The organism is Streptomyces sp. R35 (assembly GCF_041053035.1).
Classification (GTDB): domain Bacteria; phylum Actinomycetota; class Actinomycetes; order Streptomycetales; family Streptomycetaceae; genus Streptomyces; species Streptomyces lutosisoli.
This window is the reverse complement of the sequence record NZ_CP163440.1, coordinates 5,118,155-5,135,891: the sequence shown is the minus strand read 5'-3', so window position 1 is coordinate 5,135,891 and position 17,737 is coordinate 5,118,155. Positions and strand designations below refer to the sequence as shown.

At 69.6% G+C, this 17,737-nt stretch carries 17 protein-coding genes and 1 tRNA gene; 8 read left to right on the top strand and 10 right to left on the bottom strand.

Features of this window, described 5'->3' with window-relative positions; all coding sequences use genetic code 11:
• Positions 1 to 151 precede the first annotated feature (151 nt).
• A tRNA-Thr gene (locus AB5J50_RS23450) sits at positions 152 to 229 on the top strand.
• Between the two features lie 6 nt (positions 230 to 235).
• Here the strand turns inward: AB5J50_RS23450 and AB5J50_RS23445 are convergent.
• The gene (locus tag AB5J50_RS23445; RefSeq protein ID WP_369260351.1) at positions 236 to 715 is read right to left on the bottom strand and encodes an N-acetyltransferase family protein; all 480 of its coding nucleotides are present in this window, start codon (positions 713 to 715) and stop codon (positions 236 to 238) included.
• Between the two features lie 195 nt (positions 716 to 910).
• On the opposite strand from AB5J50_RS23445, the gene AB5J50_RS23440 reads away from it, so the two are divergent.
• Positions 911 to 1,564 carry a rhomboid-like protein gene (locus AB5J50_RS23440; protein WP_369260350.1) on the top strand — a complete coding sequence of 218 codons (654 nt, stop codon included), beginning with the start codon at positions 911 to 913 and terminating at the stop codon, positions 1,562 to 1,564.
• 10 nt (positions 1,565 to 1,574) lie between these two features.
• Positions 1,575 to 2,972 carry an NAD(P)/FAD-dependent oxidoreductase gene (locus AB5J50_RS23435; RefSeq protein WP_369260349.1) on the top strand — a complete coding sequence of 466 codons (1,398 nt, stop codon included), beginning with the start codon at positions 1,575 to 1,577 and terminating at the stop codon, positions 2,970 to 2,972.
• Positions 2,973 to 3,005: 33 nt separating this feature from the next.
• On the opposite strand, the gene AB5J50_RS23430 is transcribed toward AB5J50_RS23435, so the two are convergent.
• From AB5J50_RS23430 to AB5J50_RS23420, 3 genes are all read right to left on the bottom strand, one after another.
• The gene (locus AB5J50_RS23430) at positions 3,006 to 4,436 is read right to left on the bottom strand and encodes an MFS transporter (RefSeq protein WP_369265493.1); all 1,431 of its coding nucleotides are present in this window, start codon (positions 4,434 to 4,436) and stop codon (positions 3,006 to 3,008) included.
• Positions 4,437 to 4,564: 128 nt separating this feature from the next.
• Positions 4,565 to 5,545: a zinc-binding dehydrogenase gene (locus tag AB5J50_RS23425; protein WP_369260348.1), complete on the bottom strand. Its 981-nt coding sequence runs from the start codon at positions 5,543 to 5,545 to the stop codon at positions 4,565 to 4,567.
• 63 nt (positions 5,546 to 5,608) lie between these two features.
• On the bottom strand, positions 5,609 to 6,775 hold the full coding sequence (locus tag AB5J50_RS23420; RefSeq protein ID WP_369260347.1) for an NAD(P)-binding protein: 1,167 nt from the start codon (positions 6,773 to 6,775) through the stop codon (positions 5,609 to 5,611).
• Positions 6,776 to 6,970: 195 nt separating this feature from the next.
• On the opposite strand from AB5J50_RS23420, the gene AB5J50_RS23415 reads away from it, so the two are divergent.
• Positions 6,971 to 7,687 carry a pentapeptide repeat-containing protein gene (locus AB5J50_RS23415; RefSeq protein WP_369260346.1) on the top strand — a complete coding sequence of 239 codons (717 nt, stop codon included), beginning with the start codon at positions 6,971 to 6,973 and terminating at the stop codon, positions 7,685 to 7,687.
• A gap of 303 nt (positions 7,688 to 7,990) precedes the next feature.
• Here AB5J50_RS23415 and AB5J50_RS23410 read toward each other — a convergent pair whose 3' ends face one another.
• Complete coding sequence (locus AB5J50_RS23410) at positions 7,991 to 8,491, bottom strand: hypothetical protein (protein ID WP_369260345.1); 501 nt, start codon at positions 8,489 to 8,491, stop codon at positions 7,991 to 7,993.
• A gap of 31 nt (positions 8,492 to 8,522) precedes the next feature.
• On the opposite strand from AB5J50_RS23410, the gene AB5J50_RS23405 reads away from it, so the two are divergent.
• Positions 8,523 to 9,935 carry a M1 family metallopeptidase gene (locus tag AB5J50_RS23405; protein WP_369260344.1) on the top strand — a complete coding sequence of 471 codons (1,413 nt, stop codon included), beginning with the start codon at positions 8,523 to 8,525 and terminating at the stop codon, positions 9,933 to 9,935.
• Between the two features lie 46 nt (positions 9,936 to 9,981).
• Here the strand turns inward: AB5J50_RS23405 and AB5J50_RS23400 are convergent, their stop codons facing one another.
• The 4 genes from AB5J50_RS23400 to AB5J50_RS23385 all read right to left on the bottom strand — a co-directional run bounded on the left by AB5J50_RS23400 (position 9,982) and on the right by AB5J50_RS23385 (position 14,930).
• Complete coding sequence (locus AB5J50_RS23400; RefSeq protein ID WP_369265492.1) at positions 9,982 to 11,550, bottom strand: M4 family metallopeptidase; 1,569 nt, start codon at positions 11,548 to 11,550, stop codon at positions 9,982 to 9,984.
• 251 nt (positions 11,551 to 11,801) lie between these two features.
• Positions 11,802 to 12,710: an NUDIX hydrolase gene (locus AB5J50_RS23395; RefSeq protein WP_369260343.1), complete on the bottom strand. Its 909-nt coding sequence runs from the start codon at positions 12,708 to 12,710 to the stop codon at positions 11,802 to 11,804.
• 271 nt (positions 12,711 to 12,981) lie between these two features.
• Positions 12,982 to 14,226 carry an FAD-dependent monooxygenase gene (locus AB5J50_RS23390; protein ID WP_369260342.1) on the bottom strand — a complete coding sequence of 415 codons (1,245 nt, stop codon included), beginning with the start codon at positions 14,224 to 14,226 and terminating at the stop codon, positions 12,982 to 12,984.
• Between the two features lie 140 nt (positions 14,227 to 14,366).
• The gene (locus AB5J50_RS23385) at positions 14,367 to 14,930 is read right to left on the bottom strand and encodes a hypothetical protein (RefSeq protein WP_369260341.1); all 564 of its coding nucleotides are present in this window, start codon (positions 14,928 to 14,930) and stop codon (positions 14,367 to 14,369) included.
• 385 nt (positions 14,931 to 15,315) lie between these two features.
• Between AB5J50_RS23385 and AB5J50_RS23380 the strand changes: the two genes are divergently transcribed.
• Positions 15,316 to 15,888: a TetR/AcrR family transcriptional regulator gene (locus AB5J50_RS23380; protein WP_327429725.1), complete on the top strand. Its 573-nt coding sequence runs from the start codon at positions 15,316 to 15,318 to the stop codon at positions 15,886 to 15,888.
• 46 nt (positions 15,889 to 15,934) lie between these two features.
• Positions 15,935 to 16,417, top strand: coding sequence for an Imm21 family immunity protein (locus AB5J50_RS23375; RefSeq protein ID WP_369260340.1), 483 nt, complete (start codon positions 15,935 to 15,937; stop codon positions 16,415 to 16,417).
• Between the two features lie 113 nt (positions 16,418 to 16,530).
• On the opposite strand, the gene AB5J50_RS23370 is transcribed toward AB5J50_RS23375, so the two are convergent.
• Positions 16,531 to 17,106 (bottom strand): TerD family protein, encoded by a 576-nt coding sequence (locus AB5J50_RS23370; RefSeq protein WP_369260339.1) that lies wholly within the window; start codon positions 17,104 to 17,106, stop codon positions 16,531 to 16,533.
• A 189-nt stretch (positions 17,107 to 17,295) separates the two neighbouring features.
• Here AB5J50_RS23370 and arfB point away from each other — a divergent pair, with 189 nt between their 5' ends.
• The gene (gene arfB / locus AB5J50_RS23365; RefSeq protein ID WP_327429722.1) at positions 17,296 to 17,724 is read left to right on the top strand and encodes an alternative ribosome rescue aminoacyl-tRNA hydrolase ArfB; all 429 of its coding nucleotides are present in this window, start codon (positions 17,296 to 17,298) and stop codon (positions 17,722 to 17,724) included.
• Positions 17,725 to 17,737 lie beyond the last annotated feature (13 nt).

Here is a 17,737-nt window from a genome sequence, read left to right as displayed (position 1 = left end):
GAACTGGGTCAGGACGGTACCTGCCGTTCACTCGGTCTGTCAGTACCCGAGGCCCTGTGAACTTCGCGGAAATTTTCGACAGGGGCCCGCTGTGACGTGGGTACACTGCTCGGGCACGTATGCGGCGGGTGCACCACGCGCGCGTGTGCAGGCCTCCTTAGCTCAGTCCGGCCAGAGCAACGCACTTGTAATGCGTAGGTCGTCGGTTCGAATCCGACAGGAGGCTCCACCATCTCTAGCGGCTGCTGCCGAGGGACTGAAGCGCTCCGTCCGTGAGCCGGTACACCGTCCACTCGTCCTGCGCCCGGGCGCCCAGCGACTCGTAGAAGTCGATCGACGGGCGGTTCCAGTTCAGGACGGACCACTCCAGGCGCTGGTATCCGCGCTCCACGCAGATCCGGGCCAGCTCCGTCAGCAGTGCCTTGCCGTGGCCGGTGCCGCGTGCCTCGGGGCGTACGTACAGGTCCTCCAGGTAGATGCCGTGGACGCCGCGCCAGGTCGAGAAGTTCAGGAACCACAGGGCGAAGCCGGCCGGCTCGCCCGTCGTGTCGTCCACCGCGATGTGCGCGTACGCGGCCGGGCGCGGGCCGAAGAGCGCCTCGTGCAGCTGCTCGGGGGTCGCCCTCGCCTCCTCCAGGGCCTTCTCGTACTCGGCCAGTTCACGGACCAGGGCGTGGATGACGGGGATGTCGGCGGGGGTCGCGGTGCGAATCATGGGGGGAGGCTAGCTGTGGGTGCCGCGCAGGCGGCGCCCGATTGACGCCCCCGCCGCCCCTACCCGCAGCCGACACACAACCCAAGGGCGGCCTGCTCCTCGGAGGCTGGCCGTTCGAGCGGCAGGGCGACCGCCGCCGGCTCATCCGGAATGTCGATCACGTGCGGGACACTAATGGCGTGCGGGAATCGATTCATGCGAATTAGCCGGGGCTTCCACAGGGTGTGGACGTATGTGCGCGGCGCCCCCGGTACGTACGTCTGGCTGGGGATCCTCTTCGTCACCACGGTGGCTGTGCACCAGATGTCGCCGGAGTTCGAGGAACAGTTTCTGCGGCAGCGGTCCACCAACATCCACGAGCTGTCGAACAATCCGCTGCGGGTGCTGATCTCCAGTGCGATGTGGATCGATGGCGGGCACTGGCTGCCGTATGCCGTGCTCTACACCGTTTTCCATGCGCCGGCGGAGCGGTGGCTGGGTACCGCGCGGTGGCTGGCCGTCTGTGTGGCCGCGCATGTCCTGGCGACGCTGATCAGTGAGGGGGCGCTGCTGCTCGCGATCCGGCACGGGGTGGCTCCGCACTCGGCGGTCAACACCCTGGACGTCGGGGTGAGTTACGCGCTGGCGGGGGTGATCGCGATCCTGACGTACCGGATCGCGGCGCCCTGGCGGTATCCGTATCTGGCGGTGGTTCTCGCCGTCTACGGGCTGCCGATGTTCTCCAGTCCCACCTTCACCGATTTCGGACATTTCATCTCGGTGGTGATCGGTCTGGCCTGCTATCCGCTGGTCAGAGGCCGTGGAAAAGCACGGAATCCGAAGGAGACAGTGGCTGCTCCGAGGGGTTAACGTCCCGGCCATGAGCAGCAGCACGGTCAACGGCGGCATCTCCTTCTGGTACGCGGACGACGGCCTTCCCGGGACGCGGGAGCCCCTGGCCGGTGACGCGTCCGCCGACGTCGTCATCGTCGGCGGCGGCTACACGGGACTGTGGACCGCGTACTACCTGAAGAAGGCGGCCCCCTTTCTCCGTATCACCGTCCTGGAGCAGAAGTTCTGCGGCTACGGGGCCTCGGGGCGGAACGGCGGGTGGCTGTACAACGGGATCGCGGGGCGCGACCGGTACGCGAAACTGCACGGCAAGGAGGCGGCCGTCCGTCTCCAGCAGGCGATGAACGAGACGGTCGACGAGGTGGTGCGGGTCGCCGCCGAGGAGGGCATCGACGCCGACATCCATCAGGGCGGCGTCCTCGAAGTTGCTTACACGCCCGCTCAGTTGGCGCGGCTCAAGGACTTCCACGCGCACGAGCTGTCGTACGGCGAGAAGGACCGTGAGCTGTACGGCGCGAAGGAGACCGCCGAGCGGATCCGGGTCGCGGACGCGGTGGGCTCGACCTGGACTCCGCACGGGGCGCGGCTGCACCCCGTGAAGCTCGTCAAGGGGCTCGCGGCAGCCGTCGAGGCGCTCGGCGTGACCATTCACGAGCAGACACCGGTCACGGAGATCCGCCCGAAGCACGCGGTGACGCCGTACGGGACCGTCCGCGCGCCGTACATCCTGCGCTGTACGGAGGGCTTCACCGCGGGCCTCAAGGGCCAGAAGCGCACCTGGCTGCCCATGAACTCGTCGATGATCGCGACCGAGCCGCTGACCGCGGAGCAGTGGGAGACCATCGGCTGGGAGGGGCGCGAGACGCTCGGCGACATGGCGCACGCGTACATGTACGCGCAGCGCACCGCCGACGACCGCATCGCGCTCGGCGGCCGAGGGGTTCCGTACCGCTTCGGCTCGCGCATCGACAACGACGGCCGTACGCAGGACGCGACCATCGAGGCGCTGTACGAGATCCTCGTGCGCTTCTTCCCGTCCCTGACCGGGGTGGAGGTGGCGCACGCCTGGTCGGGTGTCCTCGGCGTGCCGCGCGACTGGTGCGCCACGGTGACTCTGGACCGCTCCACGGGCCTCGGCTGGGCGGGCGGCTACGTCGGCTCCGGCGTCGCCACCACCAACCTCGCCGCGCGCACGCTCCGCGACCTGGTCCAGCAGGACTCCGGCCAGTCCGGCGCGACGGACCTGACCGGCCTCCCGTGGGTCAACCACAAGGTCCGCAAGTGGGAGCCGGAGCCGTTCCGCTGGATCGGCGTGCACGGCATGTACGCGACGTACCGCACCGCCGACCGCCGCGAACTGACCACGCACAGCGCGGAGTCGTCGCGACTGGCCCGGGTGGCGGACCGGGTGGCCGGGCGGCACTGACAGCTGCGGCGCCGGGTGGCCCCGGCGCCGGGGTCAGATCACCGGCTCGGGTACGGGTGTGCCCGCGGGCGCGCGCTTGGGGGGCTTCGCCGTGACCATCAGGCCCGCGACCAGGCCGGCCAGGAGCATGATGCCGACGGCCCACCAGATGGCGACGGTGTAGCCGTGGACGATGCCCTCCTTCGTGATCAGGGCCTGCTGGGCGGGGTCGTGGAGGTGGGCGGCGATGTAGGCCGCGCTGCTGGTGGTGGCGATGGTGTTCAGGAGGGACGTGCCGATCGAACCTCCCACCTGCTGCGAGGTGTTGACGGTCGCGGAGGTGACGCCGGCGTCCTGCGGGGCGACTCCGGCGGTGGCGGTGGCGAAGACCGGCATGAAGGTCAGGCCCATGCCGAGGCCCATCAGGATCATGCCGGGCATGATCTGGCTCGCGTACGCGGAGTGGGCCGTGAGCTGGGTGAAGACCAGCATTCCGGAGGCCGCGAGGATCATGCCGGGGACCATCAGCATGCGGGGCGCCACGCGGCTCATCAGCCGGGCCGAGATCTGCGTCGAGCCGGTGATGATCGCGGCCGTCAGGGGCAGGTAGGCCATGCCCGTCTTCACGGGTGAGTAGCCGAGGACGACCTGGAAGTAGTAGGTCAGGAAGAGGAACATCCCGAACATGCCCATGACGGCGAGGGCCATCGTCAGGAAGCAGCCCGCGCGGTTGCGGTCCCTGATGATGTGCAGGGGGAGGAGGGGGCTCGGGGCCCTGGTCTGCCACCACACGAAGATCGTGAGCAGTACGACGCCCACGCCGAGCAGGGCCAGGACCAGCGGGTCCGTCCAGCCGCGCGGCTCCGCCTCGCTGAACCCGTAGACGATCGCGACGAGTCCGCCGCAGCCCAGCACCGCGCCGGGTACGTCGAGCCGGACATCCTTGTGGCCCGGGTGGGCGCGCAGCAGTGCGGACGCGCCGAAGACCGCGATGATCGCGATGGGGATGTTGACGTACAGGCACCAGCGCCAGTTCAGGTACTCCGTCAGCAGCCCGCCCGCGATGAAGCCGATGGCCGAACCGCTGCCGGCGAGGGCGCCGTAGACGCCGAAGGCCTTTCCGCGCTCCTTCGGGTCGGTGAACGTGGTGGTCAGGAGGCTGAGCGCGGAGGGGGCCAGTACGGCGGCGAAGGCGCCCTGGAGTGCGCGGGCGCCGAAGAGCATGCCGGGGCTGGTCGCGGCGCCGCCCAGCGCGGAAGCGGCGGCGAAGCCGATCAGCCCGAAGATGAAGGTGCGCTTGCGGCCGACGAGGTCCGCGATCCGGCCGCCGAGCAGCAGGAGGCCGCCGAAGGCCAGCGTGTATGCCGTGATCACCCACTGGCGGTTGCCGTCGGACATACCCAGATCGTGCTGTGCGGAAGGGAGCGCGATGTTCACGATGGTCGCGTCCAGGACGACCATCAGCTGGGCGAGCGCAATGATCACCAGGCCCCACCAGCGGCGGGGGTCGGCGCCTTCGGGAGCCCCGGGTTCACCTGTTCGGGTGACGCTCACCTGGTCAGAAGACCATGAATCGGTACGTATCGCATCTTCGGCTTCGGTTCCATGGCTTGTCATGGCTCCAGCACCACCTTTCCGATCGTGCCCCGGGTTTCCAGTGCCCGGTGGGCGGCGGCGGCCTCGGCGAGCGGGAAGCGGGTCACGGCCGGGGTGAGGCGGCCGGCGGCCGCTTCGGCGAGGGCGCGCAGTTCCAGGGTGCGTACGGGGCTGGCGCCGCCCGCCTTTCGCAGCATCGCGGGGCCGAGGACCTGCTCTGTCACGCCCTCGATGATCAGCGGCTCTCCGCCCTGGATGCCCTCGCCGGACCAGCCGAAGACGAGGTGCCGGCCGCCGGGGCCCAGGAGGCCGACGGCCGCGCGGGCGACATCGCCGCCGACGCCGTCGAAGACGACCGTGGCCGTGCGTGGGCCGAGGTGGGCGCGAACCTGTTCCGGCCAGGTCGTGTCCTTGTAGTCGACGGCCAGGTCCGCGCCGTTCTCGCGCACCAGGGCCACCTTCTCCGGGCCGCCGGCGAGGCCGATCACGGTGGCGCCCGCGTGCCGCGCGTACTGCACGAGCAGGGTGCCGATGCCACCCGCGGCGGCGGGGACGACGGCCACGGAATCGGGGCCGAGCTCGGCGAACTGCACGATCCCCATGGCCGTACGGCCTGTTCCGATCATGGCGACGGCCTGGGCGAAGTCCAGGTTCTCGGGGATCTCGTGGAGGCGGTCGACATCGGTGACGGCCAGTTCGGCGTAACCGCCGGGGGCGAAGCCGAGGTGGGCGACGACGCGTCTGCCGAGCCAGAGCGCGGCGACGCCCTCGCCGAGGGACTCGACGGTTCCGGCGACCTCGCGGCCGGGGATCGTCGGCAGTGACGTGGGTGCGGGGGCCGGGCCCTGCATGCCTTCACGCAGGGCCGCGTCCAGGAGGTGGACGCCCGCCGCGGCCACGGCGATACGGACCTGGCCGGGGCCCGGCTCGGGATCCTCGGTCTTCTCGTGCGTGAGGTTCTCGGCCGGGCCGAAGGCGTGCAGGCGGATGGCTTGCATGGGTGGGCTCCCCTGGGGTTCGCCGAAGTTCGCGACGGTTCGTAGAAGGCCCACTTTTCAACCTCAAGCATGCTTGAGGTCAAGGCGTTCGCGGATCCTGAAGGCCAGGGCGACCGCTTCCAGCGCGCTGTTGAAGGAGACCTCCGAGAGCACGCCGGGTGCGGCGACCTGGTCGCCTGCCAGATAGACGCCGTCGCCGCGGTCGATGGAGGGCCGGTCGCGCCAGCTGGTGCCGGGAAGATCGACCGCGCCCGTACGGCCGCCCGCGACCGCCTCGCGCCGCCAGGTGACGCGCTCGCGCCAGCCCTCGAAGGCGAGGTCGAGGAGGCGCTCGGCGCGGACGGCGCCGGCGGCTCGGGACTCGTGCGGGGCGATCGGGATCTGGCCCTGGATGAGCTGTTCCCCGGCCGGGGCGAGGGTGCGGTCCTGCGCGGTGAACCTCTCGATCCAGCCGGGCGCGTCCAGGTCGGAGACGGCGAACGCGTCGCCGCGGCGGGTGCGGACCGCCAGGTCGATGAGGGCGGTGCGGCCGCTGGTCCAGGTCAGGGAGTCGTCCTTGAGGAGGCGGCGGGCGGAGGCGAGGGAGGTGGCGACGATGACGGGACCCCGGTCGACGGGGAGGGCGTCGATCCGGGCCAGGGTCTCCATGCGCACGCCGAGATTCCATGCCCGGGCGGCCATCCGGTCGATGACACTCGCCCAGCCGCCCCTCGGGTAGTGCGCCTCCGGGGGCAGTCTCGTGGCGCGGCGCAGCCGTTCCTGCACGAACGCCGCGGAGAGGGAACCGGGGTCGTGGTGGAGGAGGGCGACGGCGGAGTAGTGCGCGGCGGCCCGGGCGCCTTCCTCTCCCGCCTGTCCGGTGGCCCAGGTCAGGAAGTCGACGTCCACGGGGGCCTGTTGGGAGGTCCGGCGCAGCAGCTTGAGCATGGAGAAGGGCGGGGTGCGGCGCAGGGTCCCCTTGTGGTGCAGCCGCAGCCGGGCGGCTTCCAGGGGCGGGACCGGGGCGAGCGGTCCGATCAGGTCCCGCTGCTTGAGCCAGGTCCAGTGCGGGCCGCCGCTGTAGAGGGCGTGGGGGCCTTCGTTGGTCTTGTACGGGCCCTCGGCGGTCCGCGCCCGCCCGCCGAGGGTGTGGTGGGCTTCGTACACGGTGACCTTGGCACCGGCTTCGGCGGCGGTGATCGCTGCGGTGAGGCCGGCGAACCCGCCGCCGATGACGGTGAGGTGGTGCATGGCTGGGGTCTCCCTCGGTTTGGGGGCGCGCTTGGGGCCGTGCTTGGGGCCGTGTTTGCCGTGTTTTGGGTTCCTGCTCGGGTCGCTTTCTGTGAGTACGACTGGTTGAGGGCACCGGAATGTGACATCGGTGCCGGATTTTCTTTGTCTTTGCAGGTCAGGGGGGTTGTCAGTGGGGGCGTGCAGGATGGGGGCATGGTGAGGCGAGCGGGCGGTGGCCGTGGCGGTGGCAGTGGGGCCGGTGGGGCCGGGGTGAAGGCGGCGCGGCGGCCGGAGGTGCGGCTGCCGGAGCTGGAGTCGTACGACGGCTTCGGGCTGGAGCCGGACGGGGATTACGACGGGCTGGAGTTCCGGGAGGTGGACTTCGCCGGGCAGGACGGCGGGGGCGCCCGCTTCATGGACTGCGCGCTGACGGGGTGCGCGCTGGACGAGACGCGGCTGCACCATGCGCGTGTCCTGGACTCGGTCCTGACGGGCATACGGGGCGTGGGCACCGATCTCGCCGAGTCGACGCTGCGTGATGTCGAGCTGGTGGACGCCCGGCTGGGCGGGGTGCAGTTGCACGGCTCCGTGCTGGAGCGTGTCCTGGTCCGCGGCGGCAAGATCGACTATCTGAACCTGCGCAAGGCCCGGCTCAAGGACGTCGTCTTCGAGGGGTGTGTCCTCGTCGAGCCGGACTTCGGGGGTGCCCGCCTGGAGCGTGTCGAGTTCGTGGGCTGCGTCCTCAAGGGGGCGGACTTCACGTCGGCGACGCTTACGGACGTGGATCTGCGCGGAGCGGCGGAGCTGGACATCGCGCGGGGGGTGGACCGGCTGGCGGGGGCGGTGATCAGTGCGGGGCAACTGCTGGATCTGGCACCGGTGTTGGCCGCGTCCATGGGGATTCGGGTGGAGGGTGGCGGAGAGGGCTGATTCGGGGTTCGCCGCCGTTGTGGTGCGCGCGGTGTGGTGCGTGGGGCGGGGCCGGGTCGGGGGTATCCGTCCTCGGTCTGGCGCGGAATCGGTGGCGTTTCAAGGAGCCGGCGTTGACGCGCCAGCCGCTGCGGGCGGACATCCCCGACCCGGCCCCTCGGCGCCGTCAGCGGCTGGCGGTGTGTGGGGGTGTGCGTCCGACCCGCACCCGGTGCCTTGGCGCCGTCAGCGGCTGACCGTGTGTGGGGGTGTGCGTTCGTTCGCCCTGCCTTCGCCCTGTGCTCGCTCTCCGCTCGGCAGGTCTTAGGAGAGTCTGGGGAAGCGGGCCTCCAGTGTCCAGATCGCCGGGTTTTCGCGGAGCGGCTCGTGCAGGTCGGTGAGGTCGGCCAGGAGGTCGTGGAGGAAGTCGCGGGCCTCTCGGCGGAGTTCGGAGTGGGAGAAGGTCAGCGGTTCCTCGTCGCGGTGCATCCAGTCGGCCTCGATGTCCACCCAGCCGAAGCGGCGCTCGAAGAGCATGCGGTCGGTGGATTCGGTGAAGTCGAGCTCCGCGTGCTGGGGGCGGGAGGCGCGGCTGCCGCGCGGGTCCTGGTCGAGCTGCTCCACGATGTCGCACAGCGCCCACGCGAAGTCGAGCACCGGCACCCATCCCCAGGCTGTGGACAGCTCCCGGTCCGCCTTGGTGTCGGCGAGGTAGACGTCGCCGCAGAACAGGTCGTGGCGGAGCGCGTGGACGTCCGCCCGGCGGTAGTCCGTCTGGGGCGGGTCCGGGAAGCGGTTGGAGAGGGCGTAGCCGATGTCGAGCACGTATGTGATGGTGTCATGCCCTCGTAGGATCATGGGTGTGCCCCGATCTTCCGCCGCCGCCCCCTTTGCCCTGGCGCTCGCTGTCGTCCTGACCGCGTGCGGCGGCGGTGGCGTGCACGGGAAGCCCGGCGCGTCCGGTGTCCGCGATCCGTACTTTCCGAAGATGGGCAACGGGGGGTACGACGTCAGTCACTACGGGCTGACACTGTCGTACGACCCGCGCCGCAAGCACCTCGACGGTACGGCTGAGATCACGGCTCGGGCCACGCAGAACCTCAGTGCCTTCCACCTCGATCTCAAGGGGCTGGACGTCGAGAGCGTCACCGTCGAGGGCAAGGCAGCCCGCTGGAACCGGGCCGGCCAGGAGCTGACCGTGCGCCCGCACGAAGACCTCGACAAGGGGGAGACGTTCCGGGCGACGGTCCGGTACTCGGGCACGCCCGAGACGATCACCGACCCGGACACCTCGGAGGAGGGCTGGCTGCGCACGGCCGACGGTGCGGTGGGGCTGGGGGAGCCGACGGGTTCGATGGCGTGGTTCCCCGGCAACCACCACCCCTCCGACAAGGCGTCGTACGACATCAGGATCACCGTTCCGGAGGGGCTGAAGGCCGTTTCCAATGGTGAGTTGATGAGTGAGACGACCGCCAAGGGGCGTCGGACTTTTGATTGGCACACTGCCGAACCGATGGCGAGCTATGTCGCCACGCTCGCGATCGGTGAGTACAAGATCAGCCGCTCGACGACGGAAAACGGTCTGCCGGTGTACGTCGCCGTGGACCCGACGCAGGTGAAGGCGAGCAAGAAGGTGCTCGCCCAGATCCCCGAGATCATGGACTGGGAGGAGTACAACTTCGGCCCGTACCCCTTCTCCTCGACCGGCGCGATCGTGGACCGCGGCGACGACGCGGGCTATGCCCTGGAGACCCAGACCCGGCCCTTCTTCCCCGGCGCCCCCGACACCAAGACCCTCGTCCACGAACTGGCCCACCAGTGGTACGGCGACTCGGTGACGCCCGAGTCCTGGCAGGACATGTGGCTCAACGAGGGCTTCGCCACGTACGCGGAGTGGCTGTGGCAGGAGGACCACGACGGCGACACGGCCGACGAGATCTTCAACTCCCTCTACAAGGGCGACTATTACGACGACCCCGCCGACAACAAGGCCGTTTGGGCCTTCCCCCCGGCGAAACCCACCAGCGCGGCCCACATCTCCGACAGCCCCGTCTACGAGCGCGGTGCGATGGTCCTCCACAAGATCCGCCAGGCCGTCGGCGACGACACGTTCTACGACATCATCCAGGGCTGGGCCGCCGTCCACCGCCACGGCAACGCGGACACCGACGACTTCACGGCATACGTCGAGAAGATGGCGCCGGACCAGGACTTCGGTGAGATCTGGAAGGACTGGCTGTACGGAGAGGGAAAGCCGGACCACCCGTGAGGAGGAGGGGTGGCCCGGCTTGGTCGTGACGGGTGTGCCGTAGCGACTAGTTCACGTTGACCGCGGTCCAGGCCGAGGCGACGGCCTGGTACTCGGCGCTGCTCGCGCCGTACAGGTCGCTCGCCGCCTGGAGGGTGGCGACGCGGGCGCCCGCGTAGTCCGTGGAGGACGTGAAGTACGTGGTCAGGGCCTTGTACCAGATCTGGTCGGCCTTGGCGCGGCCGATGCCGGTGACCGTGGAGCCGTTGTAGGTCGGCGAGTTGTAGCTGACGCCGTTGATGGTCTTCGCGCCGCTGCCCTCGCTCAGCAGGTAGAAGAAGTGGTTGGCGACGCCCGAGGAGTAGTGCACGTCGAGGCGGCCGACCGTGCGGGACCAGTAGTCGGCGGAGCCGCCGTCCTTGCTGGGCTTGTCCATGTAGCGCAGCGGGGTGCCGTCGCCGTTGATGTCGATCTTCTCGCCGATGAGGTAGTCGCCGACGTCGGAGGAGTTGTTCGCGTAGAACTCGACCGAGGTGCCGAAGATGTCGGAGGTCGCCTCGTTGAGGCCGCCGGATTCGCGGGTGTACTTCAGCCCGGCGGTGGCGGCGGTCAGGCCGTGGCTCATCTCGTGCCCGGCGACGTCGAGCGAGGTCAGCGGGTGGGTGTTGCTGATGCCGTCGCCGTACGTCATGCAGAAGCAGCTGTCGGACCAGAAGGCGTTGACGTACGCGCTGCCGTAGTGGACGCGGGAGTAGGCGGCCTTGCCGTCGCCGGCGATGCCGTTGCGGTTGAACGCGGACTTGTAGAAGTCCCAGGTCACGGCGGCGCCGTAGGCGGCGTCGACGGCCGCGGTCTGACGGTTGGCGGGCGTGCCGTCGCCCCAGCTGTCGTCCGCGTCGTGGAAGAGGGTGCCCGTCCCGGTCGTACCGCCGTTGAGGTCGTACGTCTTGTGGCCGCCGCGGCCGCCGTCGGTCAGGTCGTAGCCGCCGGAGGAGGAGGCGGTGGAGCCGACGGTGACGGTGCCGCTGTACTCGCTGGTGCCCGTGCCGGTGTCGATGGCCTCGTAGTCGTACAGCTTCTTGCCGGTGGCGGCGTCGGTGATGACGTGCAGCTCGCTCGGGGTGCCGTCCTTCTGCACGCCCTTGACCACGGACTCGTACGCGAGGACCGGCTTGGCCGGGACGGCCCAGACGATCTTGCGGGTGGTGGTGGAGGTGCTCTTCGCGGCGCCCTTCTCGGAACTTGCCGCGCTCAGGGCGGACTTCTTCGCGGCGGACGCGGATACGGCGGCCTCGGTGGACGCGACGGATATCCGGGCCTTGGCCGCCTTGTCGACCCCCTTGAGGTGGCCGCTCTTCGTCACGTGCGTGACCAGGTCGCCGCCGAGGACGGGCAGTCCGGCGTAGGTCCGCTCGTAGCGGGTGTGGACGGTGCCGTTCGCGTCCTTGACGACATCCCGGACGACGAGCTTCTCCTGGGCGCCGAGCCCGAGCTGCCCGGCGGTCGAAACGGCGTCGGCCTGGGCCGACTTGATGGCCGCTACGCGGGCGGACACGCTCAGCGGCAGGGCGGTCGCCCCGCTGGTGTGCTCCGGGGCGGCGGTGGCCGACCCGTTCTGCACGGCGAGCACGACCATCGCGGCGGACGCGGCGAGGGCGGCGGCACGCAGTGCGGTCTTGCGCGGGGTGTGCGCGGCGCGGGACTGCAGTCTCACTCGAACTCCTTCAGACAAGCCACAGATGAGCCACAACGGACTCACAGGCGTGGGGCATGAGGGTGAAGCCTGAGGGGAAGCGCGAGGAGAGGGTGACACCTGACACCCCTTGTTTGACAGGGTGCGGTCAAGGTTTTACACGTTTGTATCCGAAAGCCGTGCGGCAGGGTTCGCTATGCGGACGGTCCGGGACTCTCCAACTCGATGAGCAGCCGGGCCAGTTGGGGCGGCCAGACGGCGTCGCCCGAGGCGGCCAGCTCCTGCAGACTGCGCCAGCGCCAGGCGAGGATGCCCTCCTCGGCGCGGGCGGCGGCACTGCGGCTGTTCGGCTCCCGATGCGGGCCGCGCGCCACGTAGATGTGCTCGTGCTGGCGCACGGGGACACCGGCCCGGGTGAAGTCGTGCTCCCAGGTGCACAGCAGGGGGCCGGGGGTGAGGTCGTCCCAGCCGGTCTCCTCACGCATTTCCCGCAGGGCGCCCTCGCGTGGACTCTCCCCGGGTTCGAGGCCGCCGCCGGGCATCGCCCAGTGGACGCCCACCTCCTCGTTGTCGTAGCAAAGGAGGAAGACGCGGCCTTCGGGGTCGAGGACGGCGATGCGGGCCGCCCGGCGCGGAGTTCGCGGCACGGAACGGGGACGCCTGCCGCTGCGCGCACGTCGGCTGCTGCCGAGGTCGATCCGCATCTGCGCCTGTGCCGAGCGGGTGGCGCGCCGGTGTTCTCTGCGCGCGTCCTGGTAAGGGGCGGAGTCGAGAGGGCTGCCGGAGGCGAGGACGTCCCGTATCGTCCGCAGGCTGAGATAGGCGACCTGGATCGCCGACACCAGCTCCGGCGGGACGCATATGACGGCCGATTCGCGGGCCTCGTTGCATCCGGAGGCCCGGAACGCCTCCCGCACCCGTGCGTCGACGGCCGCCGCGCCCTGCGGCTCCCGTTGATCACCGGTCGCCACGGCACGCATGGCCTCGTGGGCCTGCCGGAAGGTCGTCAGGCAGGCGATGTAGATGTCCTTGCGCTCCTGCCGGGACCGGTCGATCGCATCGCGCCGCCACCGGGTGTGATCGGCGACCAAGGTGGACCCCACGCCCACGATGGCCCCAAGCCCCGTACCTGCCAACGTCATCCACTCCATCCGGGGGTCTTGCCCACCTGATGGCTCGGTCAGTCGCCGGGGTGCGGGCGACTGCCGGTACCCTCCCGAAGTGGTCCAGAAGGCCGCTCACGGCCCGGAGACCGTCGTAGACGCGACGCCGACCCTGCCCACGGCCCCGGAGACGGCCGCACCGCCGACCGGCCCCGGACATGCCACGGGCCCCGGGGGATCAGCCATGCATCCCAGGGGCCCGGCAGATGGATCAAGGGTCAGTCGTCTGACGTGACTGGTTGTATGTCCCTTCGCCTCGCCATGTCCCTTCGCCTCGCCGGCGGGCGAGGTACCAGCGTCGGCCAGTGGCGAAGGCGCGCCGTGCCGTGCGTACGGCAGCGATCTGGGTGGCAAGGTGGAGCTGGTACTGCCACGGGTTCTGGTTACCGTTGCGTACCGACATGGCGTGCGCGAACGCGACAGCATCGCGGTCGATGTACTGGTCCAGGTGCTCGAACCACGCCATGCTCGTACGCGCGGCCGCCTGTACCGGGTGGAGTTCCGCGCGGCGGTGGCGGTCGAACTCCCGCAGCGCGTCCTCCACGTCAAGGTATTCGTGCAGGCTGTGTGCGAGGACGATCGCGTCGATGATCGCCAGTCTGGTGCCCGACCCCAACGTGAAGTGGGTGGTGTGTGCAGCGTCGCCGACGAGCACCGTCTTGCCCTGGTACCAGGTCTTGTTGGTCACGTGCGCGAAGCGCTGCCAATGCGCCGGTGCACCCCGTGATCGGCTGAGCAGGCGGTGGCCGTCGAGTGGGCGTTTGAAGATGTCCTCCAGCAGTCGCACTCCCTGGTCGGGGGCGAGCACGTCGAGTCCCAGACCGTGCCAGGTTTGCGGTGAGCATTCGACGATGCAGGTGCTGACTCCCGCGACCGAGGGATAGGCGTGAAACCAGATCCATCCGGCGGACGTCTGCTCGAAGCTGAACACGAAACTGGGGAACGCCTGGTCCGTGCCGAGCCAGATGTAGGGATTGAGACCGACATCGATGTGAGTTCCGAATGCTTCGTGGTGTCCCCGGATCCCGCTGTTCGCACCGTCGGCGGCAACGAGAAGGTCCGCCTCGGGAAGTGTCGAGGGAGCCGCAACATGGTGGCCGTACTGGACGTGGACGCCGAGCTGCGACGCACGCCGAGCCAGGACGTCGAGCAGTGCCGATCGGCTCATGCTGTATCCGTAACCCCCGAAGTACGCCGTCTGCCCGCCGGACGAGCCGCGCACACGCACTTCCTGGTCCTGCCACAGCACGGACCTGGCTGTGACCTCCCGCGCGCTTTCCGGATCGTTGCGATAGAGGACGTCCAGCAGGTCGTCCCAGTACACGACACCCCAGCCGTAGGTGGCTGCGGGCGGGTCACGGTCGAACACGGTGATCTCGTGTCCGGCATCGCGCAACTTGGCCGAGATCGCGAAATACAACCCCGCAGGCCCCGCACCGACGCACACGATCCTCACCGCTACACACCACCCCAGCTACGGGTCGGATGGGAGGCCTGCCGCTCCAGACGGGTCCGGATGCCCGAGATGTTCGGGCATCCGGATGCAGCACTCACAAAGCTGCCGCATGTTGATCGTGATCACACTGCGCTGGAGCGTCAGTGGCCTCCACCGCCGCCACCTCCGCCGCCGCCGCCGGAGCCGCCACCTCCGCCGTCGCCGCCGCCGCCGTAGCCGCCACCGCCGCCGTCGCCGCCGCCGTAGCCGCCACCGCCGCCGTCGCCGCCGCCGTAGCCGCCACCGCCGCCGTCGCCGCCGCCGTAGCCGCCACCGCCGCCGTCGCCGCCGTGGCCGCCGCCACCGCCGCCGTAGCTGCCACCGCCGTAGCCGCCGTAGCCGCCACCGCCGTAGTCGCCACGGCCATTGTCGCCGTGGTCACCACGGGAGTTGTGGTTGTCGCCCCAGCCCCAGCCGTCACTGGAGTGGCCGCGGTCTCCCCAACCCCAGCCGTCATGGCAGCGGTCTCCCCAACCCCAGCCCCAGCCGTCATAGCAGCGGTCTCCCCAACCCCAGCCGCAGCAGCGGTCTGAGACAGAGGCGACGTTGGACGGCGAGGCGGAAGCGGCCGCGCTGGCAGCTCCGGCTCCGGCCGCGATGGCAAGGATGGGTGCAGTACAGACCGCAGCGGCTATTCGCCGCATCCTGGTCGTAGTCGCGCGCATGATGGTGCCCCCCTTCCGGGGGTCGAAACAGGGACCTTGGGCGCTCACAGGCAGCGCCAAACGTGCCAGATCCTGCGCGCGGGTCTGGCATGCGCTAATCCAGCCGCCGGAAGTGCTGAACAACGTCGTAGTGGTTCCCCGGCGGGCTTCCGGATCTTACTATTGAGTATAGATCGGGCTATACGGTACGAAACGCCCCGTTTCGTCAAGATAGGGCCATTTCTCGGGCAAAGTCAACGGGTGCACCAGTGGCTCACAAGGGAGGCATGCGGTGGTTACTCCCAGTCCGCAGATTGGCGGTCAGAACCCTTTGGCTCCTGAGTGCGCCCAGCCCGACCGCATCGCGCCCGACTCCCGGCGGCGCCGCCGGGAATCTCACGAAGCCGTGCTCCGAGCCACAAAGGACCTGCTCGGTGAGGTCGGATATCAGCGGCTTTCCTTCGAAGGCATCGCACGGCGGGCCGGAGTCAGCAAGGCAACCATCTATCGGTGGTGGCCGAACAAGGCCGCGCTGGTGATCGAGGCCCTCAGCGGGGAAGTCCCACTACCTCCCATCCACGAGACAGGCGACCTGGAAGCCGACCTGCGCACCGCTGTCCGGCTCACCATCGAGCTCGTCTCCGCCATGCCCACGTGCCTGATCCTCCCGGCGCTTCTCGCCGATGTGATCGGGGATCCCACCGGTACCGGAGCCTTCGCCGAGCTCATCGAACCCCGCCGCGCGTCGGTAGTGAAACTGCTGGAGCGGGCCCGCCTCGAAGGTCGGTTGCCGCCGGACACCGATACGTCACTGATGGTCGACATCTACTCCGGAACCGTCGTCTACCTGGCCGCGGTGAACCGCGAACCGCCGGGCGAGGCGGTGATGGACCAGATCGTCAGCCTCCTCCTGTACGGCCACCTCCCGGTCAAGAAGGGGCTCGCGCTCACGGATCGAGGGAGATCGCCAGGCGGGTGAGGTTGAGATCGGCTCGGATGCCGCGGAGGCAGGCGTCGACCGTGTGATGGTCATCGGTGACACGGACACCCCTGACGACTACGACCGTGCCTGCGAGGTGGACGGTCTGGCGGGCGTGATCGCGATGAGCGAGGGCTCTGTGCCCGGGGCTTTGGTTTTGGCGGATCAGCCCGCTCCGAGTTGCTATCTCCCGGAACGCCGGACGTTCCTTCGCTGGTCGGCCGCCCACGCCGAGTCCGACCTGCTGGCCGCGGCTGAGGCCGTCCTCGCCGATCCCGCTACGGAATGGGAGGAGTGCGGCACCTGGACGACGGATGGGCAGGCAGTGCTCATGGACTCCGCGGAAGCCGGCGCCGACCCGGGTGCCGAGTATCCCCACGGCGGAGGACTACCGGAACAGACTCCCGTGCCGGTGCCGCCCGGCCGCTGGACCGTGCGCGCTGTCCACACCCGGGGAGACGAGCACACCTGGGTGGGCTTGGTCCAACTCCTTCCTGCCGACGCCTGGAGCAACGGCCCTGGCCGGTGATGGGGAGGAGATCGCCATGGGGACCTGGGACGTCGGCCCGTTCGACGGAGGAGCCTCGGATACGCGAGGAGCCCCCGGCTCGTGCTGGGGGCTCCTCGACTGTCGCGTACGGCTCAGACGCTCACGCCGAAGTCCTGGGCGATGCCCACGAGACCCGACGCGTAGCCCTGGCCGACCGCGCGGAACTTCCACTCCGCGCCGTTGCGGTAGAGCTCGCCGAAGACCATGGCGGTCTCCGTCGCCGCGTCCTCGGAGAGGTCGTAGCGCGCGATCTCGGCGCCGCCGGCCTGGTTGAGGATGCGGATGTAGGCGTTGCGGACCTGGCCGAAGTTCTGCGAGCGGGTCTCGGCGTCGTAGATCGAGACCGGGAAGACGATCTTGTCGATGTCGGCGGGGAGGCCCGCCAGGTTGACGTTGATCGCCTCGTCGTCGCCCGCGCCCTCGCCCGTGCGGTTGTCGCCGGTGTGGACGATGGTCTGGTCCGGGGTCTGCTTGTTGTTGAAGAAGACGAAGTGGGCGTCCGAGTAGACCTTGCCCTGGGTGTTGACCGCGATGGCCGAGGCGTCGAGGTCGAAGTCGGTGCCCGTGGTGGTGCGGACGTCCCAGCCGAGGCCCACGGTGACGGCGGTCAGGCCCGGAGCCTCCTTGGTGAGCGAGACGTTGCCACCCTTGGACAGGCTTACAGCCATTGTTGGGAGTCCCTTCCCTCGTTGCGTACGAACACTGTGCCCGCACGTTTGGGCTTCGTACGGGCACGAAGCTACAGCTACCTCTAGGAACGCCAAGAGGGGTACCGAAGGTTCCAGCTCCCTTTACTTTCTTTACCTTCCCGAAAAAGAGGGTGACGTGGACCGGAGATCCGCGCGACCATGAACCCCATGTCCGGTCCTTACGTCATTCGCGGCTCCGTCTCCCTTCCCGAGGCCGAGCTCATGTGGCGTTTCTCGCGATCCAGTGGGCCCGGCGGGCAGCACGTCAACACGAGCGACTCCCAGGTCGAGCTGCGGTTCGACCTCGCGAAGACCGAGGCGCTGCCGCCCGTCTGGAAGGAGCGCGCCCTCGCCAAGCTCGCCGGACGGCTCGTCGACGGCGTCATCAGCGTCCGGGCCTCCGAACACCGCTCCCAGTGGCGCAACCGCGAGACCGCGGCCGTACGGCTCGCTTCCCTGCTCGCCGAGGCCTCCGCCCCACCGCCCAGGCCCCGCCGTGCCACCCGCATCCCCCGCGGCATCAACGAACGCCGCCTGCGCGAGAAGAAGCAGCGCGGGGACACCAAGCGGGGCCGTTCCGGGCGGGACTGGGGATAGGACCTCAGGGGCT